General features: G+C 74.0%; 20 protein-coding genes and 1 riboswitch. Of the genes, 15 read left to right on the top strand and 5 right to left on the bottom strand.

Annotation, left to right across the window (positions count from 1 at the left end; all coding sequences use genetic code 11):
• Positions 1–67: 67 nt before the first annotated feature.
• Positions 68–210: riboswitch (SAM riboswitch) on the top strand.
• Between the two features lie 198 nt (positions 211–408).
• From ACIRS1_RS22040 to ACIRS1_RS22015, 6 genes are all read left to right on the top strand, one after another.
• Positions 409–1,122, top strand: coding sequence for an IclR family transcriptional regulator (locus ACIRS1_RS22040; protein ID WP_360214642.1), 714 nt, complete (start codon positions 409–411; stop codon positions 1,120–1,122).
• A 97-nt stretch (positions 1,123–1,219) separates the two neighbouring features.
• Entirely contained in the window at positions 1,220–2,056 is an 837-nt protein-coding gene (locus ACIRS1_RS22035; RefSeq protein WP_402842407.1) for a (Fe-S)-binding protein, read from the top strand.
• The gene (locus tag ACIRS1_RS22030; protein ID WP_402842404.1) at positions 2,053–3,534 is read left to right on the top strand and encodes a lactate utilization protein B; all 1,482 of its coding nucleotides are present in this window, start codon (positions 2,053–2,055) and stop codon (positions 3,532–3,534) included. The genes ACIRS1_RS22035 and ACIRS1_RS22030 overlap by 4 nt, the downstream gene beginning before the upstream one ends.
• On the top strand, positions 3,531–4,208 hold the full coding sequence (locus tag ACIRS1_RS22025) for a lactate utilization protein C (protein ID WP_402842401.1): 678 nt from the start codon (positions 3,531–3,533) through the stop codon (positions 4,206–4,208). Before ACIRS1_RS22030 ends, ACIRS1_RS22025 begins: the two co-directional genes overlap by 4 nt.
• A gap of 52 nt (positions 4,209–4,260) precedes the next feature.
• The gene (locus ACIRS1_RS22020; RefSeq protein ID WP_402842398.1) at positions 4,261–5,361 is read left to right on the top strand and encodes a hypothetical protein; all 1,101 of its coding nucleotides are present in this window, start codon (positions 4,261–4,263) and stop codon (positions 5,359–5,361) included.
• Positions 5,362–5,396: 35 nt separating this feature from the next.
• Complete coding sequence (locus ACIRS1_RS22015; RefSeq protein WP_402842395.1) at positions 5,397–6,260, top strand: DUF3592 domain-containing protein; 864 nt, start codon at positions 5,397–5,399, stop codon at positions 6,258–6,260.
• A 16-nt stretch (positions 6,261–6,276) separates the two neighbouring features.
• Here ACIRS1_RS22015 and ACIRS1_RS22010 read toward each other — a convergent pair whose 3' ends face one another.
• Together ACIRS1_RS22010 and ACIRS1_RS22005 are read right to left on the bottom strand one after the other, a co-directional pair.
• Entirely contained in the window at positions 6,277–6,504 is a 228-nt protein-coding gene (locus ACIRS1_RS22010) for a hypothetical protein (protein ID WP_402842393.1), read from the bottom strand.
• Positions 6,501–6,857, bottom strand: coding sequence for a hypothetical protein (locus ACIRS1_RS22005; protein WP_402842391.1), 357 nt, complete (start codon positions 6,855–6,857; stop codon positions 6,501–6,503). Before ACIRS1_RS22005 ends, ACIRS1_RS22010 begins: the two co-directional genes overlap by 4 nt.
• 101 nt (positions 6,858–6,958) lie before the next feature.
• Between ACIRS1_RS22005 and ACIRS1_RS22000 the strand changes: the two genes are divergently transcribed.
• The 8 genes from ACIRS1_RS22000 to ACIRS1_RS21965 all read left to right on the top strand — a co-directional run bounded on the left by ACIRS1_RS22000 (position 6,959) and on the right by ACIRS1_RS21965 (position 14,424).
• Positions 6,959–7,786 (top strand): Scr1 family TA system antitoxin-like transcriptional regulator, encoded by an 828-nt coding sequence (locus tag ACIRS1_RS22000; protein ID WP_402842388.1) that lies wholly within the window; start codon positions 6,959–6,961, stop codon positions 7,784–7,786.
• Positions 7,783–7,989, top strand: a complete 207-nt coding sequence (locus ACIRS1_RS21995) for a DUF397 domain-containing protein (RefSeq protein ID WP_402842385.1) — start codon at positions 7,783–7,785, stop codon at positions 7,987–7,989. Before ACIRS1_RS22000 ends, ACIRS1_RS21995 begins: the two co-directional genes overlap by 4 nt.
• A 220-nt stretch (positions 7,990–8,209) precedes the next feature.
• Positions 8,210–8,719 carry a hypothetical protein gene (locus ACIRS1_RS21990; protein WP_402842382.1) on the top strand — a complete coding sequence of 170 codons (510 nt, stop codon included), beginning with the start codon at positions 8,210–8,212 and terminating at the stop codon, positions 8,717–8,719.
• A gap of 90 nt (positions 8,720–8,809) precedes the next feature.
• Complete coding sequence (locus tag ACIRS1_RS21985; protein ID WP_402842380.1) at positions 8,810–9,172, top strand: DUF1304 domain-containing protein; 363 nt, start codon at positions 8,810–8,812, stop codon at positions 9,170–9,172.
• On the top strand, positions 9,169–9,804 hold the full coding sequence (locus ACIRS1_RS21980; RefSeq protein ID WP_402842378.1) for a TetR/AcrR family transcriptional regulator: 636 nt from the start codon (positions 9,169–9,171) through the stop codon (positions 9,802–9,804). Before ACIRS1_RS21985 ends, ACIRS1_RS21980 begins: the two co-directional genes overlap by 4 nt.
• 231 nt (positions 9,805–10,035) lie before the next feature.
• Entirely contained in the window at positions 10,036–11,832 is a 1,797-nt protein-coding gene (locus ACIRS1_RS21975) for an acyl-CoA dehydrogenase (RefSeq protein WP_402842375.1), read from the top strand.
• A gap of 241 nt (positions 11,833–12,073) precedes the next feature.
• A complete protein-coding gene (locus ACIRS1_RS21970; protein ID WP_402842372.1) occupies positions 12,074–12,778 on the top strand; it encodes a DUF4232 domain-containing protein in 705 nt (234 codons plus the stop codon).
• A gap of 239 nt (positions 12,779–13,017) precedes the next feature.
• On the top strand, positions 13,018–14,424 hold the full coding sequence (locus ACIRS1_RS21965) for an APC family permease (RefSeq protein WP_402842613.1): 1,407 nt from the start codon (positions 13,018–13,020) through the stop codon (positions 14,422–14,424).
• Positions 14,425–14,542: 118 nt separating this feature from the next.
• Here ACIRS1_RS21965 and ACIRS1_RS21960 read toward each other — a convergent pair whose 3' ends face one another.
• From ACIRS1_RS21960 to ACIRS1_RS21950, 3 genes are all read right to left on the bottom strand, one after another.
• Positions 14,543–15,373, bottom strand: coding sequence for a hypothetical protein (locus tag ACIRS1_RS21960; RefSeq protein ID WP_402842369.1), 831 nt, complete (start codon positions 15,371–15,373; stop codon positions 14,543–14,545).
• A gap of 101 nt (positions 15,374–15,474) precedes the next feature.
• Positions 15,475–16,164, bottom strand: coding sequence for a phosphonatase-like hydrolase (locus ACIRS1_RS21955; protein WP_360214684.1), 690 nt, complete (start codon positions 16,162–16,164; stop codon positions 15,475–15,477).
• 4 nt (positions 16,165–16,168) lie between these two features.
• Positions 16,169–16,930, bottom strand: coding sequence for a GntR family transcriptional regulator (locus ACIRS1_RS21950; RefSeq protein ID WP_402842365.1), 762 nt, complete (start codon positions 16,928–16,930; stop codon positions 16,169–16,171).
• A 160-nt stretch (positions 16,931–17,090) separates the two neighbouring features.
• Here ACIRS1_RS21950 and ACIRS1_RS21945 point away from each other — a divergent pair, with 160 nt between their 5' ends.
• On the top strand, positions 17,091–18,302 hold the full coding sequence (locus tag ACIRS1_RS21945; RefSeq protein ID WP_402842362.1) for a TIGR03364 family FAD-dependent oxidoreductase: 1,212 nt from the start codon (positions 17,091–17,093) through the stop codon (positions 18,300–18,302).
• Positions 18,303–18,357: the final 55 nt, after the last annotated feature.

The following is an 18,357-nucleotide window of genomic DNA, read 5'->3' as shown; positions in this document are numbered from 1 at the left end:
GCCCCGGCGTGTGGGGGAACGGGGGAGGTTTGGCGGGCGGGCCGGGGAATCTTGTATGGTTCCTGGCGAATCATCCAGAGGGGTGGAGGGACCGGCCCTACGAAGCCCCGGCAACTCCCCGTTCGACCCGGCGTCCGAAGTACGCGCCGTGCCGTCCGGGGGCAGTGCCAACTCCGGCCTGTCGCCAACGTGGCGCGGGAAAGATGAGGAGACACGGTGCTCTCAGTGCTGTCCTTCGCCCGGGCGCTTCCCACCCCGGCCCTTTCGCGTACCCCCCTCGTGCCCGGCGCAGGCACTCCGCCGACTTCCCCGGCCCGTCCGCGCTGACCACCCCCCGCTCCCCGCGGGGAGCCCCCCGTGAGCCCGTCCACCCGCCGCTCACGGGGCACGAGACTGGAGTACCCACCCATGGAGAACACGAGCGGCGTCGGCGTGCTCGACAAGGTCACCTCGATCCTCGGCACCCTGGAGGCCGGCCCCACCACCCTCGGCGGACTCGTCGCCGCCACGGGGCTGGCCAGGCCCACCGCCCACCGGCTCGCCGTCGCGCTGGAGCACCACCGCCTGGTCGGCCGGGACCTGCAGGGCCGGTTCGTCCTCGGCCCCCGGCTCGGCGAGCTCTCCTCCGCCGCCGGCGAGGACCGGCTGCTGGCTGCCGCCGGCTCCGTCCTGATCCACCTGCGCGACGTCACCGGCGAGAGCGCGCAGCTCTACCGCCGCCAGGGCGAGGTCCGGATCTGCGTGGCCGCGGCGGAACGGCTCTCGGGCCTGCGCGACACCGTCCCCGTCGGCGTCACCCTCCCCATGAAGGCCGGCTCCGCCGCGCAGATCCTGCTCGCCTGGGAGGAGCCGGAGCGGCTCCACCGCGGCCTGCAGGGCGCCCGGTTCACCGCCACCGCCCTCAGCGGCGTGCGGCGCCGGGGCTGGGCGCAGTCCGCCGGTGAGCGCGAGCCCGGAGTCGTCTCCGTCTCCGCGCCCGTCCGGGGCCCGTCGAACCGGGTGGTGGCCGCCGTCTCCGTCTCCGGCCCGATCGAACGGCTCACCCGCCACCCCGGGACGCACGTCTCGCAGGCCGTCGTCGAGGCGGCGAACCGCCTGAGCGAGGCCCTGCGGCACGCCTGAGCGGGGGTGCGCCCGTCGGCGGTCCACGGTCCGCGAGGACCGGGGCCCGCCCCCGGGTCTTAGTAGGCTGGCCACCCCCGGACCCGAGGGAGGCGCAATGCGCGTCGCACTCTTCGTCACCTGCGTCAACGACGTCCTGAACCCCGGGACGGGGCGCGCCGTCGTGACCCTGCTGGAGCGCCTCGGTGTGGACGTGGACTTCCCCGCCGCCCAGACCTGCTGCGGCCAGCCGCAGTTCAACACCGGCTACCGCGCCGAGACCGTCCCGCTGGCCCGCCGCACCGTCGCCGCCTTCGCCGGCTACGACCACGTGGTGACCCCGTCCGGCTCCTGCGCGGCGATGGTCCGGGAGAGCTACCCCCGGCTTGGCGTGGACGGCCTCGGCGACCTGCCGGCCCGGGTGTACGAGCTCACCGAGTTCCTGGTCGACGTGCTGGGCGTCACCGACGTCGGCGCCTACTACCCGCACACCGTCACCTACCACCCGTCCTGCCACGGCCTGCGGACGCTCGGCCTCGGTGACCGCCCGCTGCGGCTGCTGCGCGCGGTGAAGGGCCTGACCCTGGTCGAGCTCCCCGGGGCCGAGGAGTGCTGCGGCTTCGGCGGCACGTTCGCGGTGAAGAACCCCGCCGTCTCCGCGGCCATGGGCGCGGACAAGGTCCGCAACGCCCTCGCGACCGGCGCCGACGTGCTCTGCGGGGCGGACAACTCCTGCCTGCTGCACCTCGGCGGCACGCTGCGGCGCCAGGGCTCCCCCCTGCGGACCGTCCACCTCGCCGAGATCCTCGCCGCCACCGAGGCCGACCCCGACCCCGACGCCGACGCCGACGCCGACCCGCACCCCGCCACGGCCGCCGGGACCGGGACCGCCGCCGGGAACGCCACGGGGGCCGGGGCCGGGACCACGGCCGACCCGAGCGGAGCGGCGCGATGAGCGGCACCTACCTGGGCATGCCCGCCTTCCCGAAGGCCGCCGCCGTCTCCACCCGGGACACCCGGCTGCGCGCCAACCTGACCCGCGCCACGCACACCATCCGCGACAAGCGGGCCGCGGCCGTCGCCGAACTGGCCGACTGGGCGCAGCTGCGGCAGGCCGGCAAGGAGATCAAGGACCGCACCCTGTTCCGGCTCGACCACTACCTCCTCCAGGCGGAGGCCGCCGTCACCGCCGCCGGCGGCACCGTGCACTGGGCGGAGGACGCGGCCGAGGCCAACCGGATCGTCGCCGACCTCGTCAGGGCGACGGGCGAGCGGGAGGTGGTCAAGGTCAAGTCGATGGCCACCCAGGAGATCGGCCTCAACGAGGCGCTGGCCGCCGAGGGCATCACCGCCTACGAGACCGATCTCGCCGAACTGATCGTGCAGTTGGGCGACGACCTGCCCTCGCACATCCTCGTCCCGGCCATCCACCGCAACCGCACCGAGATCCGCGACGTCTTCCGGGAGGCGATGGGGCGCTGGGGGCGGCCCGCCCCCGAGGGGCTGACCGACCGGCCGGCGGACCTCGCCGAGGCGGCCCGGCTGCACCTGCGGGAGAAGTTCCTGCGGGCCAAGGTGGCCGTCTCCGGCGCCAACTTCCTCGTCGCCGAGACCGGCAGCCTGGTCGTGGTCGAGTCGGAGGGCAACGGCCGGATGTGCCTGACCCTGCCCGAGACGCTGATCTCCGTCGTCGGCATCGAGAAGGTCGTCCCCACCTGGCGGGACCTGGAGGTGTTCCTGCAGCTGCTCCCGCGCTCCTCGACCGCCGAGCGGATGAACCCGTACACCTCGATCTGGACCGGCACCACCGAGGGCGACGGGCCGCGCGACGTCCACCTCGTCCTGCTCGACAACGGCCGCACCGACACCCTCGCCGACGAGATCGGCCGCCAGGCCCTGCGCTGCATCCGCTGCTCGGCCTGTCTGAACGTGTGCCCGGTGTACGAGCGGGCCGGCGGCCACGCCTACGGCTCGCCCTACCCCGGCCCGATCGGCGCCATCCTCACGCCGCAACTGCGAGGGCTGCAGACCGAGTTGGACGCCTCGCTGCCGTACGCCTCCTCGCTCTGCGGGGCGTGCTACCAGGTGTGCCCGGTGGCGATCGACATCCCCGAGGTGCTGGTCCACCTCCGGGAGCGGGTGGCCGCACAGGGCCACGGGCACCGTGCCGAACGGGCCGCCGTCAGGGCGGCGACCTGGCTGCTCGACCACCCGGCCGCGTACAGCGCCGTCACCCGGGCCGCCGTGCGGACCAGGCGCCTGCACCCGCACCGGCTGCCGCTGCCCGGCCCGGTCGGGGCCTGGAGTGACAGCCGGGACCTGCCCGAGCTGCCCGACCAGACCTTCCGCGACTGGTGGAAGCAGCGCGACCGCGCGCAGGGGCACGACCGCCCGGAGGGGCACGACCGTACCGAGGGAGACGACCAGCGATGACCGGCTCCCGTGAACGCGTCCTGGCCCGGATCCGGGCCGCCCTCGCCGACCGCCCCCATACCGCCCCGGATGCCCCCGAGGCCCCCGAGCCCCCCGTGCGCCGGGACTACCTCACCGCACACGGCCCCGAGGACCCCGCGGCCCTGCTCGACCTGCTCGCCGGCAACCTCACCGACTACCGGGCCCACGTCCACCACAGCACCGCCGACGGCCTGCCGGAGCTGATCGCCCGGCTGTTGCGCGAGCGCGGCAGCCGGTCGGTGGCCGTCCCCGCCGACCTGCCCGGCGCCTGGCTGTCGGCCCTCGACGCCACCCGACCCGTCGTCGACTCGGAAGAGTTGACGGCCGAACGGCTGGACGCCGTGGACAGCGTCCTCACCGGCTGCGCCCTCGCCGTCGCCGAGACCGGCACCATCGTGCTGGACGCCGGGCCCGCCCAGGGGCGGCGCGCCCTGACCCTCGTCCCGGACCACCACCTCTGCGTGGTCCGGGCGGACCAGGTCGTCGCCTCGCTGCCGCGCGCCCTGCCACGGCTCGACCCGACCCGGCCGCAGACCTGGATCTCCGGACCGTCCGCCACCAGCGACATCGAACTCGACCGCGTCGAGGGCGTCCACGGACCGCGGCGCATGGACGTCCTCCTCGTGACGGAGCGTCCGGCCCGCGAGTCGTAGAGTCCCGCCGTAGGCCTGTCGGCTGTCACCCGGGACGTGCACAATCGGCCGCATGACGATTGCCGCAGGCGCGCCGCCCACGCACACCAGGCCTGCCGAACTCGCCCGGGGCCTCCTGACGGGCGGTGTGATCGGGGCGTCGCTGACCGCCTTCATCAGCGGCTGCGTCGTCGGGAAGACGCTGCTGATCGTCCTGGGGCTCGCTTTGCCCACGGCTTACGGTCTGGCCTTCGTCCTCGCCACGCAGCCCCGCCGCGCCCGTGAGGCGGCCGTCGTGCCGCGTACGGCGCTCGCGCTGATCGAGGACCGGGAGGTTTCCGGCAGCGAGGCCAGCGACGTACCGGTGCGCTTCGAGCTGAGCGTCGTGCCGGACGACGCGCCCGCGTTCCGCGTCGAGCTCCGGCAGGACGTCAATCGCGTCGAGCTCGCCGACTACCGGCCGCGCGGCGTCGTGGTCGTCGAGTACCCGCCGGACCGGCCGTGGAAGGGACGGCTCGTGCGGCGGCCGACGCCGCAGTGGGAGGAACGGGCGGCCGGGGCCCTCCTCGACTCGGTGCCCGGACCGGTGCTGAAGGCCGAGGAGCAGACGGGCTGCGCGGGCGGTCTCCTCACCCTGCTCGGCCTGCTGCTCGGCGTGGCCGCCGTGCTCGTGCCGTTCCGTGCCGACCTGTTCGACTCCCGCGAGGATGCGCGCGCCACCTCCGAACCGGCCGTCTCCACCACGTCGTTCGACATCACGTCCACGTCGTCCACCTCGACGTCCACGACCACCGTGACATCGGCCACCGGCACGGTCAGCCTCGGCCCGGGCCGGTCGATGCTCGGCCAGGGCGAACTCCGCAGGGCCGTCGAGTCGTTGACCCAGGGTGCGGACAAGGGGCAGGCGCTCACCCTTGTCGTGCAGGACCGCCTGCTGACCGTCGTCTTCGCCCCCACCGGAATGCCGACCCCCGGCTTCGACCCGCGCTCCCTGCCCTACGATCGCATCCCCGGCCTCGTCGAGAAGGCCAGGAGCGCCCCCGGCGTCGGGGCCCCGCGGAGCTGGCAGCTGACCGCCGACGGCGTCACCGGCGGGCTCACCCTCCGGATCACGGCGACCGGCGACCGGGGATCGACGACGCTGGAGGCGGACGGCCAGGGCAACGTGCGCTGAAACGAAGGAAGTCGACGGAAGGAGGAAAGGCGCTCATGGGGTGGGACGAGTTCCTGAAGCTGTGGTGCGGGGTGTGGGGTGTGGCCGCGTTGGTCGGCTACGGCAGGTCCCTGGCCGGAGTGACCAAGGCCCAGCGGACGGTCCGGCTCACCGGGCGGATCGACCGGGTGCGGGAACCCCGGCACGGCGGATCCCGGGACGGCGGGATATCCGTCGTCGTCTCCTACCGTGACGAGGCCACCGGGCAGGAGGTCACCGTGACCAACGACGGCGACCGCGGCGAGATGATCACCGCGGCCTGGGAGGGCCGGGAGGTCGGGATCAACCACCCGCGTGGCAGGCCGCACGCCTACCGGTTCACCGACCGCCCCGAGGAGCCCGGTCGAGGACTGGGCTGGCCGGCGTTCGCGGTGTTCCTGGTCTACGCCGGGCTGGTCGTCCTCGCCGCGGGCGACTGGGCGTGGCCGTGGGCACTGATCGGCTTCGCCGCACCGCTGGCAGCCGTCGGGGTCGCCCACCTGCCGGGAGCGGTACGCGACAAGAACGCCCGCCTCCGCAGACTGGCCGCGATGGACGCCGTGCCGGGCCGGGTCGTCGCCGTCCTCAAGGACGTCAGCGTCGACGAGGACGACGGCCACACCAGGACCACCATCACCCCGGTGGTGTCCTTCACCACCCGGAGCGGCACGGTCGTCACGGCCCACTGCACCTCCCATCTCGCCGACCCCGCCCGCGCGTACGGCCGGGACGTCACCGTCCACCACACCCTCGCCGACCCGGCCGAGTTCACCCTCGACGTGGAGGAGGAAAGCCGCTCGGAGGGCAAGGAGTTGGCGTACCACGTGCTGGCGGTCGTCGTCCTGGCGGCGACTGCGGCGGTGGGTGTCGCACTGCTCTGAGGGTCGGGGCGGCCCGTCAGCCGACCGTGCGACCGCGGGCGGAGGAACGGAGGTGCGCCTCCGCGGCCGCGCGGGTGTAGAAGCGCCTGATCCGGCCCGAGGAGCCGGGCGCACGGACGTACTGGTGCCGGTCGAGGTCCCACAGGGCCCAGCACTCCAGCAGGAGGAAGTGCGGGCTCGTGGCGTCGATCGCACGGACCTCCAACCGGAGGCCGTGGCCGGCCGGTTCGGCCCGGTCGCTCATCGACGCGCCACCTGGACGAACCCGCCGGCCTTCTCGACCAGGGCGGAGAAGTCGTCGTACTCGCCGTCGATGGGGGAGACGGCCGCCCTGGACGGGACCAGGATCGCGCCCGCGCTGTCGTCCCTGACCGTCTGCAGCGCGGCCAGCAACAGGGGGCGCTGCTCCGGGCATCTGTCCGTCTCGTCGTCCACGAAGGTCAGGGACACCTCCCAGCCGAAGGCGAGCGCGTGGTCCTCGCAGCTCCGCATCTCCAACTCCGGGAAGGCGGCGGTGGACTTGGCCAGGTAGATCACCACCCGGAATCGCTCGATCCCTTCGCGGGCCTGCGCGGCCGACGGAACACTGTGCAGCACCAACGTTCGCTCCTCTGTGTAGTGAAACGACTACCGGGAGCGCCCACTGTCCTCTACGCTCGGAAGTCCTTCAACTTGTCGGATCTGCTCGGAGAGGTGCCGTGAACAAGGTCGAGCTGAACCCCGACTCCGGCCCTGCGGCGAAGTTCGGCGTGTTCCTGCGCGGGCTGCGCGAGGAACGGGGGTGGACACAGGAAGACCTGGCAGTCGCCATCGGCTACTCGCCGACCCACGTGTCGGCCGTGGAAACCGGTCGCCGACCCCCAACCCCTCGACTCGCACGTGAACTTGACAAAGCGTTCGGGCTGGACCGCGTGTTCGTCCGCAAGGCGCTCGACGTCAAGGACTCGGCGCTGCTCGCAGGCTTCCCGGAGTACGTGGCGCAGGAGTCGAAGGCCGTGGAACTGAGGCTGTTCGACCTCGGCATCGTTCCGGGACTGCTCCAAACCGCCGACTACGCAGGGGCCATTGCGGCGGGAGCAGTGCTCCGGAACAGCATTACGCGGGCTCAGGCTGACGAACGGGTGGCCTATCTCGCGCGTCGACAGGCGTCGCTGCGCCGAGAGGTCCCACCACTGATCCACGCCGTCCTGGACGAGAGCTGTATCCGCCGGCCTGTCGGCGGGCCGGCGGTCATGGCCGCCCAATTCGATGAGCTCGTCGCCTTCGCAGGTCTGCCGCACACGGTCTTCCAGGTGGCCCCGTATGCCATAGGTGAACAGCGGGCGTTCGACCTTCCGGTGAACATCATCACCCTCGCCGATCGCTCGCTCATGTCCTATGCCGAATCGGCGCAGCAAGGACACCTGGAGCGAGACAGCGGAGCAGTGCCGCCGTTGCTGACGGCCTACTATCAGCTGCAGGCCCTTGCGCTCTCACAGGCGGACTCCGTGGCCCTGATCCGGCAGCTAAGGAAGGAACTACCGTGACCGCCAGCGAACCCACGTGGTTCAAGTCCAGTCACAGCAGCAACGGCGGGAACTGCGTAGAGGTGGCGGGCAATCTGACTGCCGCCGACGCTGTGCCCGTCCGTGACAGCAAGGACCCTCATGGCCCGGCTCTGGTCTTCCCTGTCGAGGCGTGGTCGGCCTTCGTTTCGGCCGTGCGGGGCGGGGAGTTCGGCGCGCTCTGACGGGGTGTTCCAAGCTCCCTGGAGGAGTCTCAAGGGCTGGGCGATGTGCCGGGCCGATTCCCTGCACGCGCGGGGCCGCGACAGGTGCGGACTGCGCGCCGTAGGCAGGGCGCTTCCCCGTACCCGTAGCGTGCGGGCCGAACCCGCGGGCGCTCGTCGGCCGTGCTACCGGGTGGGGCCGGTCGGCGGCCGCGGTGCGGACGGACGCGGGAGGACGAGGATGGCCTGGTACCAGGGGCCGAGCCGGATCACGGTGACGGCGGTGGACGGCCGGTGGCCGCAGCGGGCGGTGGTGACCGTGCGGGGCGCGGCGCCGGTGGAGCTCGCCGGTGACGTGGGCGCCGTGCACGTCGTCGACGCGGAGAGCTGGCACCTGGAGCTGGAACACCGCCACCAGGGTGAGTGGTGCCCCAACATTCGTGCCGTCCAGGGGCGTTGGCAGGAGACCCTGGGTGTGCCGACGCAGGTCGTATTCAGCCGCAACCGGGATGTGCCCGGCGACCGCCAGGACCGCAACCTGGTGCTCCGCATCGAACGGATCAGCGCGGGTGCTGCCGAGCGCCCCGTCGCACCGGCTGCCCCCGTCGCCCGGCCCACGGCCGCCGCGCACCGGGCGGCGGCGGCCTCGGCCGTCCCCGGAGCGGTGCGGACCTCGGCCGGGGGGTCGGCCGCGCGCGTGGGCGGGGCGGCCCGCGCGGTGACCGGCGGGACGGCCTCGTCGGGCGGTTGAGCGCCGGGGTGGCCGGAGGCCGGGGCCTGGACTTCATGGACATGTGTCCAGCTATGATGGACACCTGTCCATGAAGCTTGGGAGTCGATGATGCGCGTGACCGCCGACGTCCTGGTGGCCCTGGTGGCCGCCCTGCACGGGTACTTCCTGGTGCTGGAGATGTTCCTGTGGGAGCGGAGGCCGGGCCGGGAACTCTCCGGCTTCGACGCCGAACTCGCCCGCAGCACCGCACCGCTCGCCGCCAACCAGGGCCTCTACAACGGCTTCCTGGCCGCCGGACTGCTCTGGGGGCTGGTCGCCGGCGGCTCAACCGGGCGCCAGGTGCAGGCCTTCTTCCTGTGCTGCGTGGTGGTGGCGGGCCTGTACGGCGGCGCCACCGCCAACCGCCGAATCCTGGCCGCCCAGGCGCTGCCCGGGGCGCTCGCGCTCGGCGCCGTCCTGCTCGCCGGATGAGCCCCGCCCAGGAGCACGGCCCCGCCCAGGGCCAGGGCGCGGCCCCGGCCCCCGCGCCCGCCCCGGCCCCCGCGCCCGCCCAGGACCCGAGGGCCGAGCGCACCCGGGCCGCCCTGCGCCGGGCCCTGCTGGAGGAGTGCGCCGAGCGCCCGCTCGCGGAGCTGAACGTCGCCGCGCTGGTGCGCCGGGCCGGGGTCGGCCGGGCCACCTTCTACGTCCACTACGCCGACCTGGAGTCGCTCGCCGTGGACGCCTGCGCGGACATCGTCCGCGAGGCCGTGGACGCCCTGCACGCCTGGCGCGGCCTGCCCGACCCGGCCTCCCCGCCGCCCGCGCTGACCGGCTTCTTCACCGAACTCCTCCCGCGGGCCGCGCTCTACCGGGCCCTGTTGGCGCCGGGCGGCGGCGGCCCGCTCGGCCTGGTGCTCACCCGCGACCTGCGCGAGCGCAGCCGCACCGAGCGGGCCCTCGCGGGCGCCCCGGAGCCGGAGCTGGTGGCCTCCGCGGTGGCCGGGACCTTCACCGGCGTCCTCGCGGACTGGCTGCACGGCCGGATCGAGGCGGCCCCGGAGCGGATCGCCCACCAGGTCTGGCGGCTGCTGATCTCCCTCCACCGCACGCCGCAGCTCTGACCGTCGGCGGTGCCCGGCAAGGTGTCGGCAGTGAGCAGGCCGGGCGCCGGCCGACACCGGGCCGGGCGCCGGTCGAGCCCTCCGGCGCCGGTCGAACTCCCGGTCGAGGCCCCCGGCGCCGGCCTCCGGCGGCCGTGGTGGGAGTGTGGTGCCGGGGCGGACGGGGGAAGGCTCCCGCTGCCCGCCCCGCCGGCAGCAGCGCGACCGCCTCGTCCGATCGGATGGCCCTACGTGGACTCTCTCCTCCTCTCCCGCCGCGACCTCGACTTCCTGCTCCACGACTGGCTGGACGTCACGGCCCTCACCCGTCGCGCCCGGTTCGCCGAGCACGACCGGGACACCTTCGACGCCGTGCTGGAGCTCAGCGAGGCCGTCGCCACCCGGCACTTCGCCCCGCACAACAAGAAGGGCGACGCCGAGGAGCCCCGCTTCGACGGGGAGCGGGTGCACCTCATCCCGGAGGTGAGGGAGGCCCTGCGGGTCTACGCCGAGGCGGGTCTGGTCGGGGCGTCGATGGACCACGAGGTCGGCGGTCAGCAGCTGCCCGTCGTCGTCGCCAACGCCTGCCGGGCCTGGTTCCAGGCCGCCAACATCGCCACCGCCTCGTACCCGCTGCTCACCGTCGGCAACGCCAACCTGCTCCTGGCGCACGGCAGTCGGGAGCAGATCGACACCTACGTGCCGCCCATGGTCGAGGGCCGGTTCTTCGGCACCATGTGCCTGTCGGAGCCGCAGGCCGGGTCCTCGCTCGCCGACATCACCACCCGGGCGGTGCCGGCGGCCGACGGCACGTACCGCCTCACCGGCACCAAGATGTGGATCTCCGGCGGCGACCACGAGCTCAGCGAGAACATCGTCCACCTGGTGCTGGCGAAGATCCCCGGCGGTCCGGCGGGCGTGAAGGGCATCTCGCTGTTCATCGTGCCCAAGTTCCTGGTCCGGGCGGACGGCACCCCGGGGGAGCGCAACGACGTGGTGCTCGCCGGCCTCAACCACAAGATGGGCTACCGCGGCACCACCAACACCATGCTCAACTTCGGGGAGGGCCGGTACACCCCCGGCGGCGCCCCCGGCGCCGTGGGACACCTGGTGGGCGAGGCGCACCACGGGCTGGCCTACATGTTCCACATGATGAACGAGGCCCGCGTCGGCGTCGGCCAGGGCGCCACGGCGCTCGGCTACACCGGCTACCTGCACGCCCTCGACTACGCCCGCACCCGCCCGCAGGGCCGCCCCCTCACCGGCCGGGACCCGAACGCCCCGCAGGTGCCGATCATCGAGCACCCGGACGTGCGGCGGATGCTGCTGGCGCAGAAGAGCTACGTGGAGGGGGCGCTCGCGCTCGGCCTGTACTGCAGTCGTCTGCTCGACGAGGAGGGCACCGCCGAGGACGAGGCCGAGCGGGCCCGCGCCCACCTGCTGCTCGACGTGCTGACGCCGGTCGCCAAGAGCTGGCCCTCGCAGTGGTGCCTGGCCGCCAACGACCTCGCCATCCAGGTGCACGGCGGCTACGGCTACACCCGCGAGTACGACGTCGAGCAGTTCTACCGGGACAACCGGCTCAACCCCATCCACGAGGGCACCCACGGCATCCACGGCCTGGACCTGCTCGGCCGCAAGGTCGTCATGGACGGCGGCGCGGGTCTGCGGCTGCTCCTCGACACGATGGCCGCGACCACCCGCAGGGCGACGGCCGCCGGCGGCGAGGCGGCCGGGCTGGCCGCCCTCCTGGACGCCGCCGCGGAGCGGATCGCGCGGACCACCGCCACCCTCTGGTCGACGGGGGACCCGGGGACGGCGCTGGCCAACGCCACCGTCTACCTGGAGGCCGTCGGCCACGTCGTGCTGGCCTGGATCTGGCTGGAGCAGTTCCTCGCGCTGGGCGAGGGCACGGACGCCTTCCACGAGGGCAAGCGGCAGGCGGCCCGGTACTTCTTCCGGTACGAACTCCCGCGGACCGGGCCTCAGTTCGACCTGCTGGACAGCCTTGACCGGACCGCGGCGGACTGCCGTCCGGAGTGGTTCTGACCGGCGAGGCCTCGCCCCCGGGTGGCGGACGGGTCGACGGGCTGACGGGCTGAGGGGGCCGGCGGCCCGCCGGCCCGAGCCTCCCGGCCCCCGGCGGGTCGTGACCGTGCGACGGGCGCCTCCCGGTCTCGTCACCGTCCTGTCACGCCCGGCCGCCCGGGGAACCGGCCGTGCAACGGCGGTGTGTACGGGGCGGGTGCCGGCGTCGGACCGGCACCGCTCCGTCCCTCAAGGAGGCGTCATGCAGGTCACGCAGCGCGGGAAGAAGGCCCGAAGAGCCGCGGCCGCCGTGGTCTCGGCTGCCGCGGCAGCCCTGGTGATCACGGCCTGCGGGCCCGGGAACGACGAGCCCGCGGGCTCCGCGGCCCCGTCCGCGGCGGTCCCGGTCACGGCGGCCCCGGCCTCCCCGGCCGCGTCGGGTGCGGCGACCCCGGCCCCGGCCCCGACCAAGGGCGGCGCGCCGTCCGGCGGCACCGCCTCCGCGACCTCCGCCGGTGCGACGGCGCCGGCCTGCGCGGCCGGAGACCTGAAGGGCGAGGCCCACCAGGCGAAGCAGCGCCCCCCGGGCACGGGTATCGGGGCGGCGGTCGTCGCGTTCACCAACTCCTCCGCGCAGCCGTGCACCCTGCAGGGTTTCCCGACGGTGGCCGGTGCGGCCAACGGCTCCCCGGACCGCAACGCCCCGCTCGCGGTGACGCACAGCGGCACCGCCGCACCCGTCCGGCTGGCGCCGGGCGGGAAGGCCTGGGTGAAGCTGACCTTCGTCCAGGTCCAGGGCGAGGCCGACGGCTACTGCACCTCGGGCGCCACGCCGGTCGTCTACCCCACGCTCGTGCTGGGCCTGCCGGGCGCCGGCGCGCACCAGGTCGCCCTGGACGACGGCCTCTTCGCCGAGTGCGACAACAAGGTGACCACCACCGCGCTGTCGGCCACCAGCCCGTCCTGACACCTGACGGAGGATCCGCCCGGCGGCCGGCCCGCCGGCCCGTCGGCCGCCGGCCCGGGTCGGGGGGCCGGGGATCGTTCCGCGGAGGTCGTGCGCAGTCCCTTGACGGATTAAGTAATGATACTTAACTTCATCCTCGCGCCCCACCTCCCCGGTTCGCCCCCCACGCCCCCTCGGAGCCGTCCGTGTCCTCAGGCTTCACCCGAAGAATCGGCCTCTTCCGGGCCGTCACGATCAACATGAGCCAGATGTGCGGCATCGGGCCGTTCGTGACGATCCCGCTGATGGTCGTGGCCTTCGGCGGTCCGCAGGCCGTCATCGGCTGGATCGCCGGCGCGCTGCTGGCCCTCGTCGACGGCCTGGTCTGGGCCGAACTCGGCGCCTCCCTGCCCGGCGCCGGCGGCACCTACGTCTACCTGCGCGAGGCCTTCCAGTACCGCACCGGGCGGCTGATGCCGTTCCTGTTCGTCTGGACGGCGATGCTCTTCATCCCGCTGATCATGTCCACCGGCGTGCAGGGCCTGGTGCAGTACCTGGCCTACCTGTGGCCCGGCATGTCGACCCTCCAGGGGGACGTCGTCGGCGTCGCGGTGCTCGCCCTGGTCGTGCTGCTGCTGTGGCGCCGGGTCGAGGCCATCGGCACGATCACCGTCGCCATGTGGGTCGTGATGATCGTCTCGGTCGGTGCGGTGATCACCGCATCCTTCACCGACTTCGACCCCGCACGGGCCTTCACCTGGCCCGCCCACGCCGTCGAGGTCACCCACGGCCAGTTCTGGATCGGCTTCGCCGCCGGCCTGACCATCGGCATCTACGACTACCTCGGCTACAACACCGCCTCCTACCTGGGCGCCGAGATCCGGGACCCCGGCCGCGTCATGCCGCGCGCGATCATCTACTCGATCACCGCCATCATGGGCATCTACCTGCTGATGCAGATCGGCGTCCTCGGCGTCGTCGACTGGCGGGACATGCTGGACCCGGACAGCGCGGCCGCCAAGTCGGTCGCCTCCGCGGTCCTCGAACGGACCTGGGGCGAGGGCGCGGCCGACACCGTGACGGTCCTGATCCTGATCACCGCCTTCGCCTCCGTCCTCACCGGCCTGCTCGGCGGCTCCCGGGTGCCCTACGACGCGGCCCGGGACGGGATGTTCTTCCGCTCCTTCGCCCGACTGCACCCCCGGCACGGCTTCCCGGTGCTCGGCCTGGTCGCCATGGGCACCGTCACCGCCGCCGGCTTCCTCTTCGCGCGGCACATCGGCAGCAGCGTCGAACACCCGCCGCTGAGCGTCCTGATCGCCCTGCTGACCAGCGTCATGGTGATCGTCCAGGCGCTCGCCCAGATCGCCGCGGTCACCGTGCTCCGCAGACGGCAGCCGGAACTCGCCCGCCCCTACCGGATGGTGCTCTACCCGCTGCCGAGCATCGTCGCCGCCGTCGGCTGGCTGGTCATCTACGGATACGCGGACAAGGCCAACGAGGGCGTCCACCCCGTCGAGTGGTCGCTGGCCTGGGTCGCCCTCGGCGGTCTCGCCTACCTGGTCTGGTCGAGGGTCGAGGGCGCCTGGCCGTTCGGGCCCAGGGAGATCCGGGAGGAGTACCTGGACGCCCAACGGGCCGACCCGCCCGCGACCCGCGTCGGATGATGACCGGGGCCGCCCCGGACGGGGCGCCGGCTCGATCCGTCCGGGCCCGCCGACGCCGGGCGGCGTGGCCGGTGGCAGGAGCGGGCGGTGGGAGGCGTACGGGCCGGCGAACACGCCGTCAGCGCCCGCCCAGCTCCGGGTAGTAGCCGTGCTGGTACGTCGACAGGTCGGAGACGGCCAGTTCACCCGCACCCCAGCAGATCGGACACACCTTCGTCGTTCGGCATTCCGCGCACCGCCGCTTCCGGCCGGCTTCGCCGGGCAACCACCCGCGGCCACCGCACCGGGGGCACCGGCAGTGGCCGTCGCACTCGTAGCAGAGGACGTAGCCGGGTGTGAGGGTCTCCTGCGTCCGCAGGGGTTCCCGCTGCTCCACCGGCTCCGGCTCCCGGACCGGCTCCGGCTCCCGGACCGGTTGTGGCTGCCGAACCGGCTCCGGGTCCCGGAACGGCTCCGGGTCGCGGATCGGCTCCGGCTCCCCGATCGGCTCCGGGTCCTGGACGGGTTGGGGCGGGTTCGGCTGCGGCGGGTCCGGCTGTGGCGGGCACAGCGCCAGTGCGGGCGTCCGGCCGCGGAAGACCACGGCGAGGGTGTCCTCGCTCGTCAGGATGCGGATGACGCTGCCGTCCCGCCGGGCGAGGAGTACGGTCCACAGCCTCCCGTCGTCGTCCTCCTCCGACTCCGTGACGTCCCAACCGGCCGTGCGGAGCAGGAAGGTCGCACGGGCGGCCGTCCCGGCGGCGGTACTGGTCGTCGGACGCTTGCCCTGGTAGTCCGTCGCGTAGTGGTGGCGCGACGGCTCGCCCCCGTCGGCGACCTTCGGTTCGTCGAGGGTCAGCCGGCGGAGGTGGACGCGAACGGTCAGATCGGTGATCAGCGCGACCAGTTGTCCGCGCAGCGACCGGCCCAGCCGGTCCAGTTCGGCACGCGCCGTCGAAGTCTCGTCCATGTCGGCCCCCCGGCCACGGAACGTATCACGGGGCCGGCTCCCGTGGCCGGTGCCGCTGCCCGGTGGTGGGCCGGCGGCACCGGGCAGCGGTGGCGCGGGGGTCAGGCCGTGGGCCGGGTCTCGGGGAGGCCGGGGATGTCGGCGGCGCTGGCCAGGACGTGGGTGTGCGGGTGCCCCTCGAAGTCGGCGCGGGTGAGCTCCCCGGTGAGGACGCCGACGACCACGCCGGCCCCGGCGTTGCTGCCGGCCTCGACGTCGACGACGGTGTCGCCGGCGGCCAGCACCCGGCTGGTGGCGACGACTCCGGTCTTCTCCATCGCACGGTGGATCATGTACGGCGCCGGGCGCCCGCGCGGGACCTCGTCCGAGGTCACGACCGCGTCGAGGTTGCCGCCCTCGCCGGTGGACCAGCCGAGCGACTCCAGCAGCGGGTACGCCACGTCGTCGCTGAAACCGGTGGTGAGGGCGACCTTGATGCCGCGTCGGCGCAGCTCGGCCAGCGCGGCCTCGACGCCCGGTATCGCCTGCGGGGGAGTGGCCCGGTAGGCCTCGCGCAGGTACTGCGCGAAGGCGGCGTAGCTCTCCTCGACGAGCTCCGGGGTGGGGGTGCCGCCGCCGAGGCGGACCAGGGCGGCGATGGCCTCGCGCTTGTCGGTGCCCATCCAGGTCTGGAGGTCGGCCTCGGCGACGGCCACGCCGGTCCGCTCGACGGCGGTGCGCAGCGCCCGGTAGACGGCGCCGGACTCGTTGACGGTGGTGCCGGCCATGTCCAGTGCGGCGAGCTCGATCACGGTGTCAGTCCTCTTCGGTGCGGTAGCGGCCGACGACGGTGCGGCCTTCGATGGTGTTCTCGATGGTGAAGGTGGCCATGGCGGGCAGGTAGCGGTCGTCGGCGTCCTCCAGCGGCACGCCGCTGCTCGACGTGGTGAGCCGCCGCACCCGCAGCAGCGGGGCGCCCGCGGGGATCCGCAGGAGCTCGGCGTCCTGCGGCTCGGCCGCGACGGCGTCGATGGTGTGCCGGGCGTGGTGCAGGTCGACGCCGCGGCGCAGCAGTTCCGCGTAGACGGATCCGGAGTCCGGGTCGAAGTCGAACAGGACGCGGCCCACCTCGTGGACGAAGGCGGAGCGCTCCAGCATGGCCGGGACGCCGTCCAGGAGCCGGAGCCGGACGAGTTCGACGACGGGTGCGCCCTCGGCGAGGCCGAGCCGGGCCGCCGTCTCCGGGGAGGCCCGGCGGCGGGCGACCTCGACGGTGCTCTGCCCCGGCTCGCGGCCGATGCCGTGGGCCCACTGGGTGAAGGACAGGAAGGTGGCGAACGGCTGGGAGGGGGCGGTGCGCCGGGCGACGGGCGGTTTCCCGCGCCCGCCGACGAGCCCGCCCTCGCTCCGCAGCAGGGCCAGGGCCTGGCGGACCGGCCCCCGGGAGGTACCGAACTCCGCGCAGAGCTGCGACTCGCTGGGCACCGGCTCGCCCTCGGGCCACTCGCCGGACTCGATGCGGCGCCGGAACTCGGCGCCGAGCCGCTGGTGGAGGGGGAGCTCCTCACTTGTCTTCACAAGTTGACTATGACACTCGGCCCGGAACTTCTCAAGGCGGGCTCACCTGGGTATTCGCCGGGTGGACAGCTGTCTCCGCTGGTCGTCGAACGGGTGAACAGGCGGTAACTTGTACAGACATCTCTTGACGTCGACGCCGATGAGACCGGAATCTGGAGCCATGAGCAGCAGCACCCCACCCACCGCCGCCCCCGCCGCCCCCCGCCCGACCACCCCCCGCGCGACCGCGCCCGGCACGCCCGGCCGCAGCGACGTGGTGATCGTCGGCGCCGGCATCATCGGCCTGGCCCACGCCTTCGAGGCGCTGCGCAACGGGCTGTCCGTAACGGTCGTCGACCGTGACCGGCAGCCGGTCGGCGCCTCCGTCCGCAACTTCGGCCACTGCTGTATCAGCGCCCAGGACGGCGAGCTGCTCGCGCTCGCCCAGCGCTCCCGGCCCGGCTGGCTGCGCGCCGCCGCGGCCGCCGGCATCTGGGCCGAGGAGGCCGGCACCCTGGTGGTGGCCCGGTCGGCGACCGAGGCGGCCGTCCTGGAGGAGCTGCACGCCGAGCGCGGCGGCGACGCCGTCCGGCTGCGCACCGCCGCGGAGACCGCCGCGGCACTCGGCCGCGCCCCCGGCGCCGACGGCGACCTGGTGGGCGGCGCCGTCCTGCCCGCCGACCTGCGGGTGAACCCGCGCGAGGCGGCGCCCGGCCTGGCCCGCTGGGTGGCCGGGCAGCCGCAGGGCCGGATCCTGTGGGGCACCGCCGTCACCGGCGTCGAGACCGGCACGGTGCACACCACCCGCGGCCCCGTCCACGGCGACCGCATCCTGGTCTGCGTCGGCCACGACCTGGACTACCTGTTCCCCGACGTCGCCGAGGACCACGGCATCGAGCGCTGCCGCCTCACCATGGCGCGGGCCGAGGCCCCGGCGGCCTTCCGCACCGACTCCGCGGTGCTCACGGCGACCTCCATGCTCCGCTACGACGCCTTCACCGCCCGGCCGTCCGCCGCCGAGCTGAAGGCCGAGGTGCTGGGGCACAGCGCCGAACTTCTGGAGATCGGCGCCAACGTGATGTTCACCCGGCTCCCGGACGGCACCCTGCTGGTCGGCGACTCGCACCACTACGACGCCACCACCCCGCCGTTCATCGACGAGCGCACCTTCGAACTGCTCACCGCCGCGGTCGCCGGGGTCCTCGGCGTGCCGCGCCTGCGGATCCTCGAGCGCTGGCAGGGCGTCTACGCCAGCAGCCCGCGCGGCCCGCTGCTGGTGCGCGACCTGGCGCCGGGCGTGCGCGCCGTCTCCGTCACCTCGGGCATCGGGATGACGCTGTCCTTCGGCCTGGCGGCGGCCACCTTCGACGGGACCCTCGCCGCGACCGCCTGAGCCGGGCGAGCCCGGGGCCGGGCGGCGACGGGGCCGCGGTGGGGCCGCGGTGGGG

It is taken from the genome of Kitasatospora sp. NPDC101176 (genome assembly GCF_044768035.1).
Classification (GTDB): Bacteria; Actinomycetota; Actinomycetes; order Streptomycetales; family Streptomycetaceae; genus Kitasatospora.
Note: the sequence above shows the minus strand (reverse complement) of the source record. Positions and strands in the feature narration are given on the sequence as shown.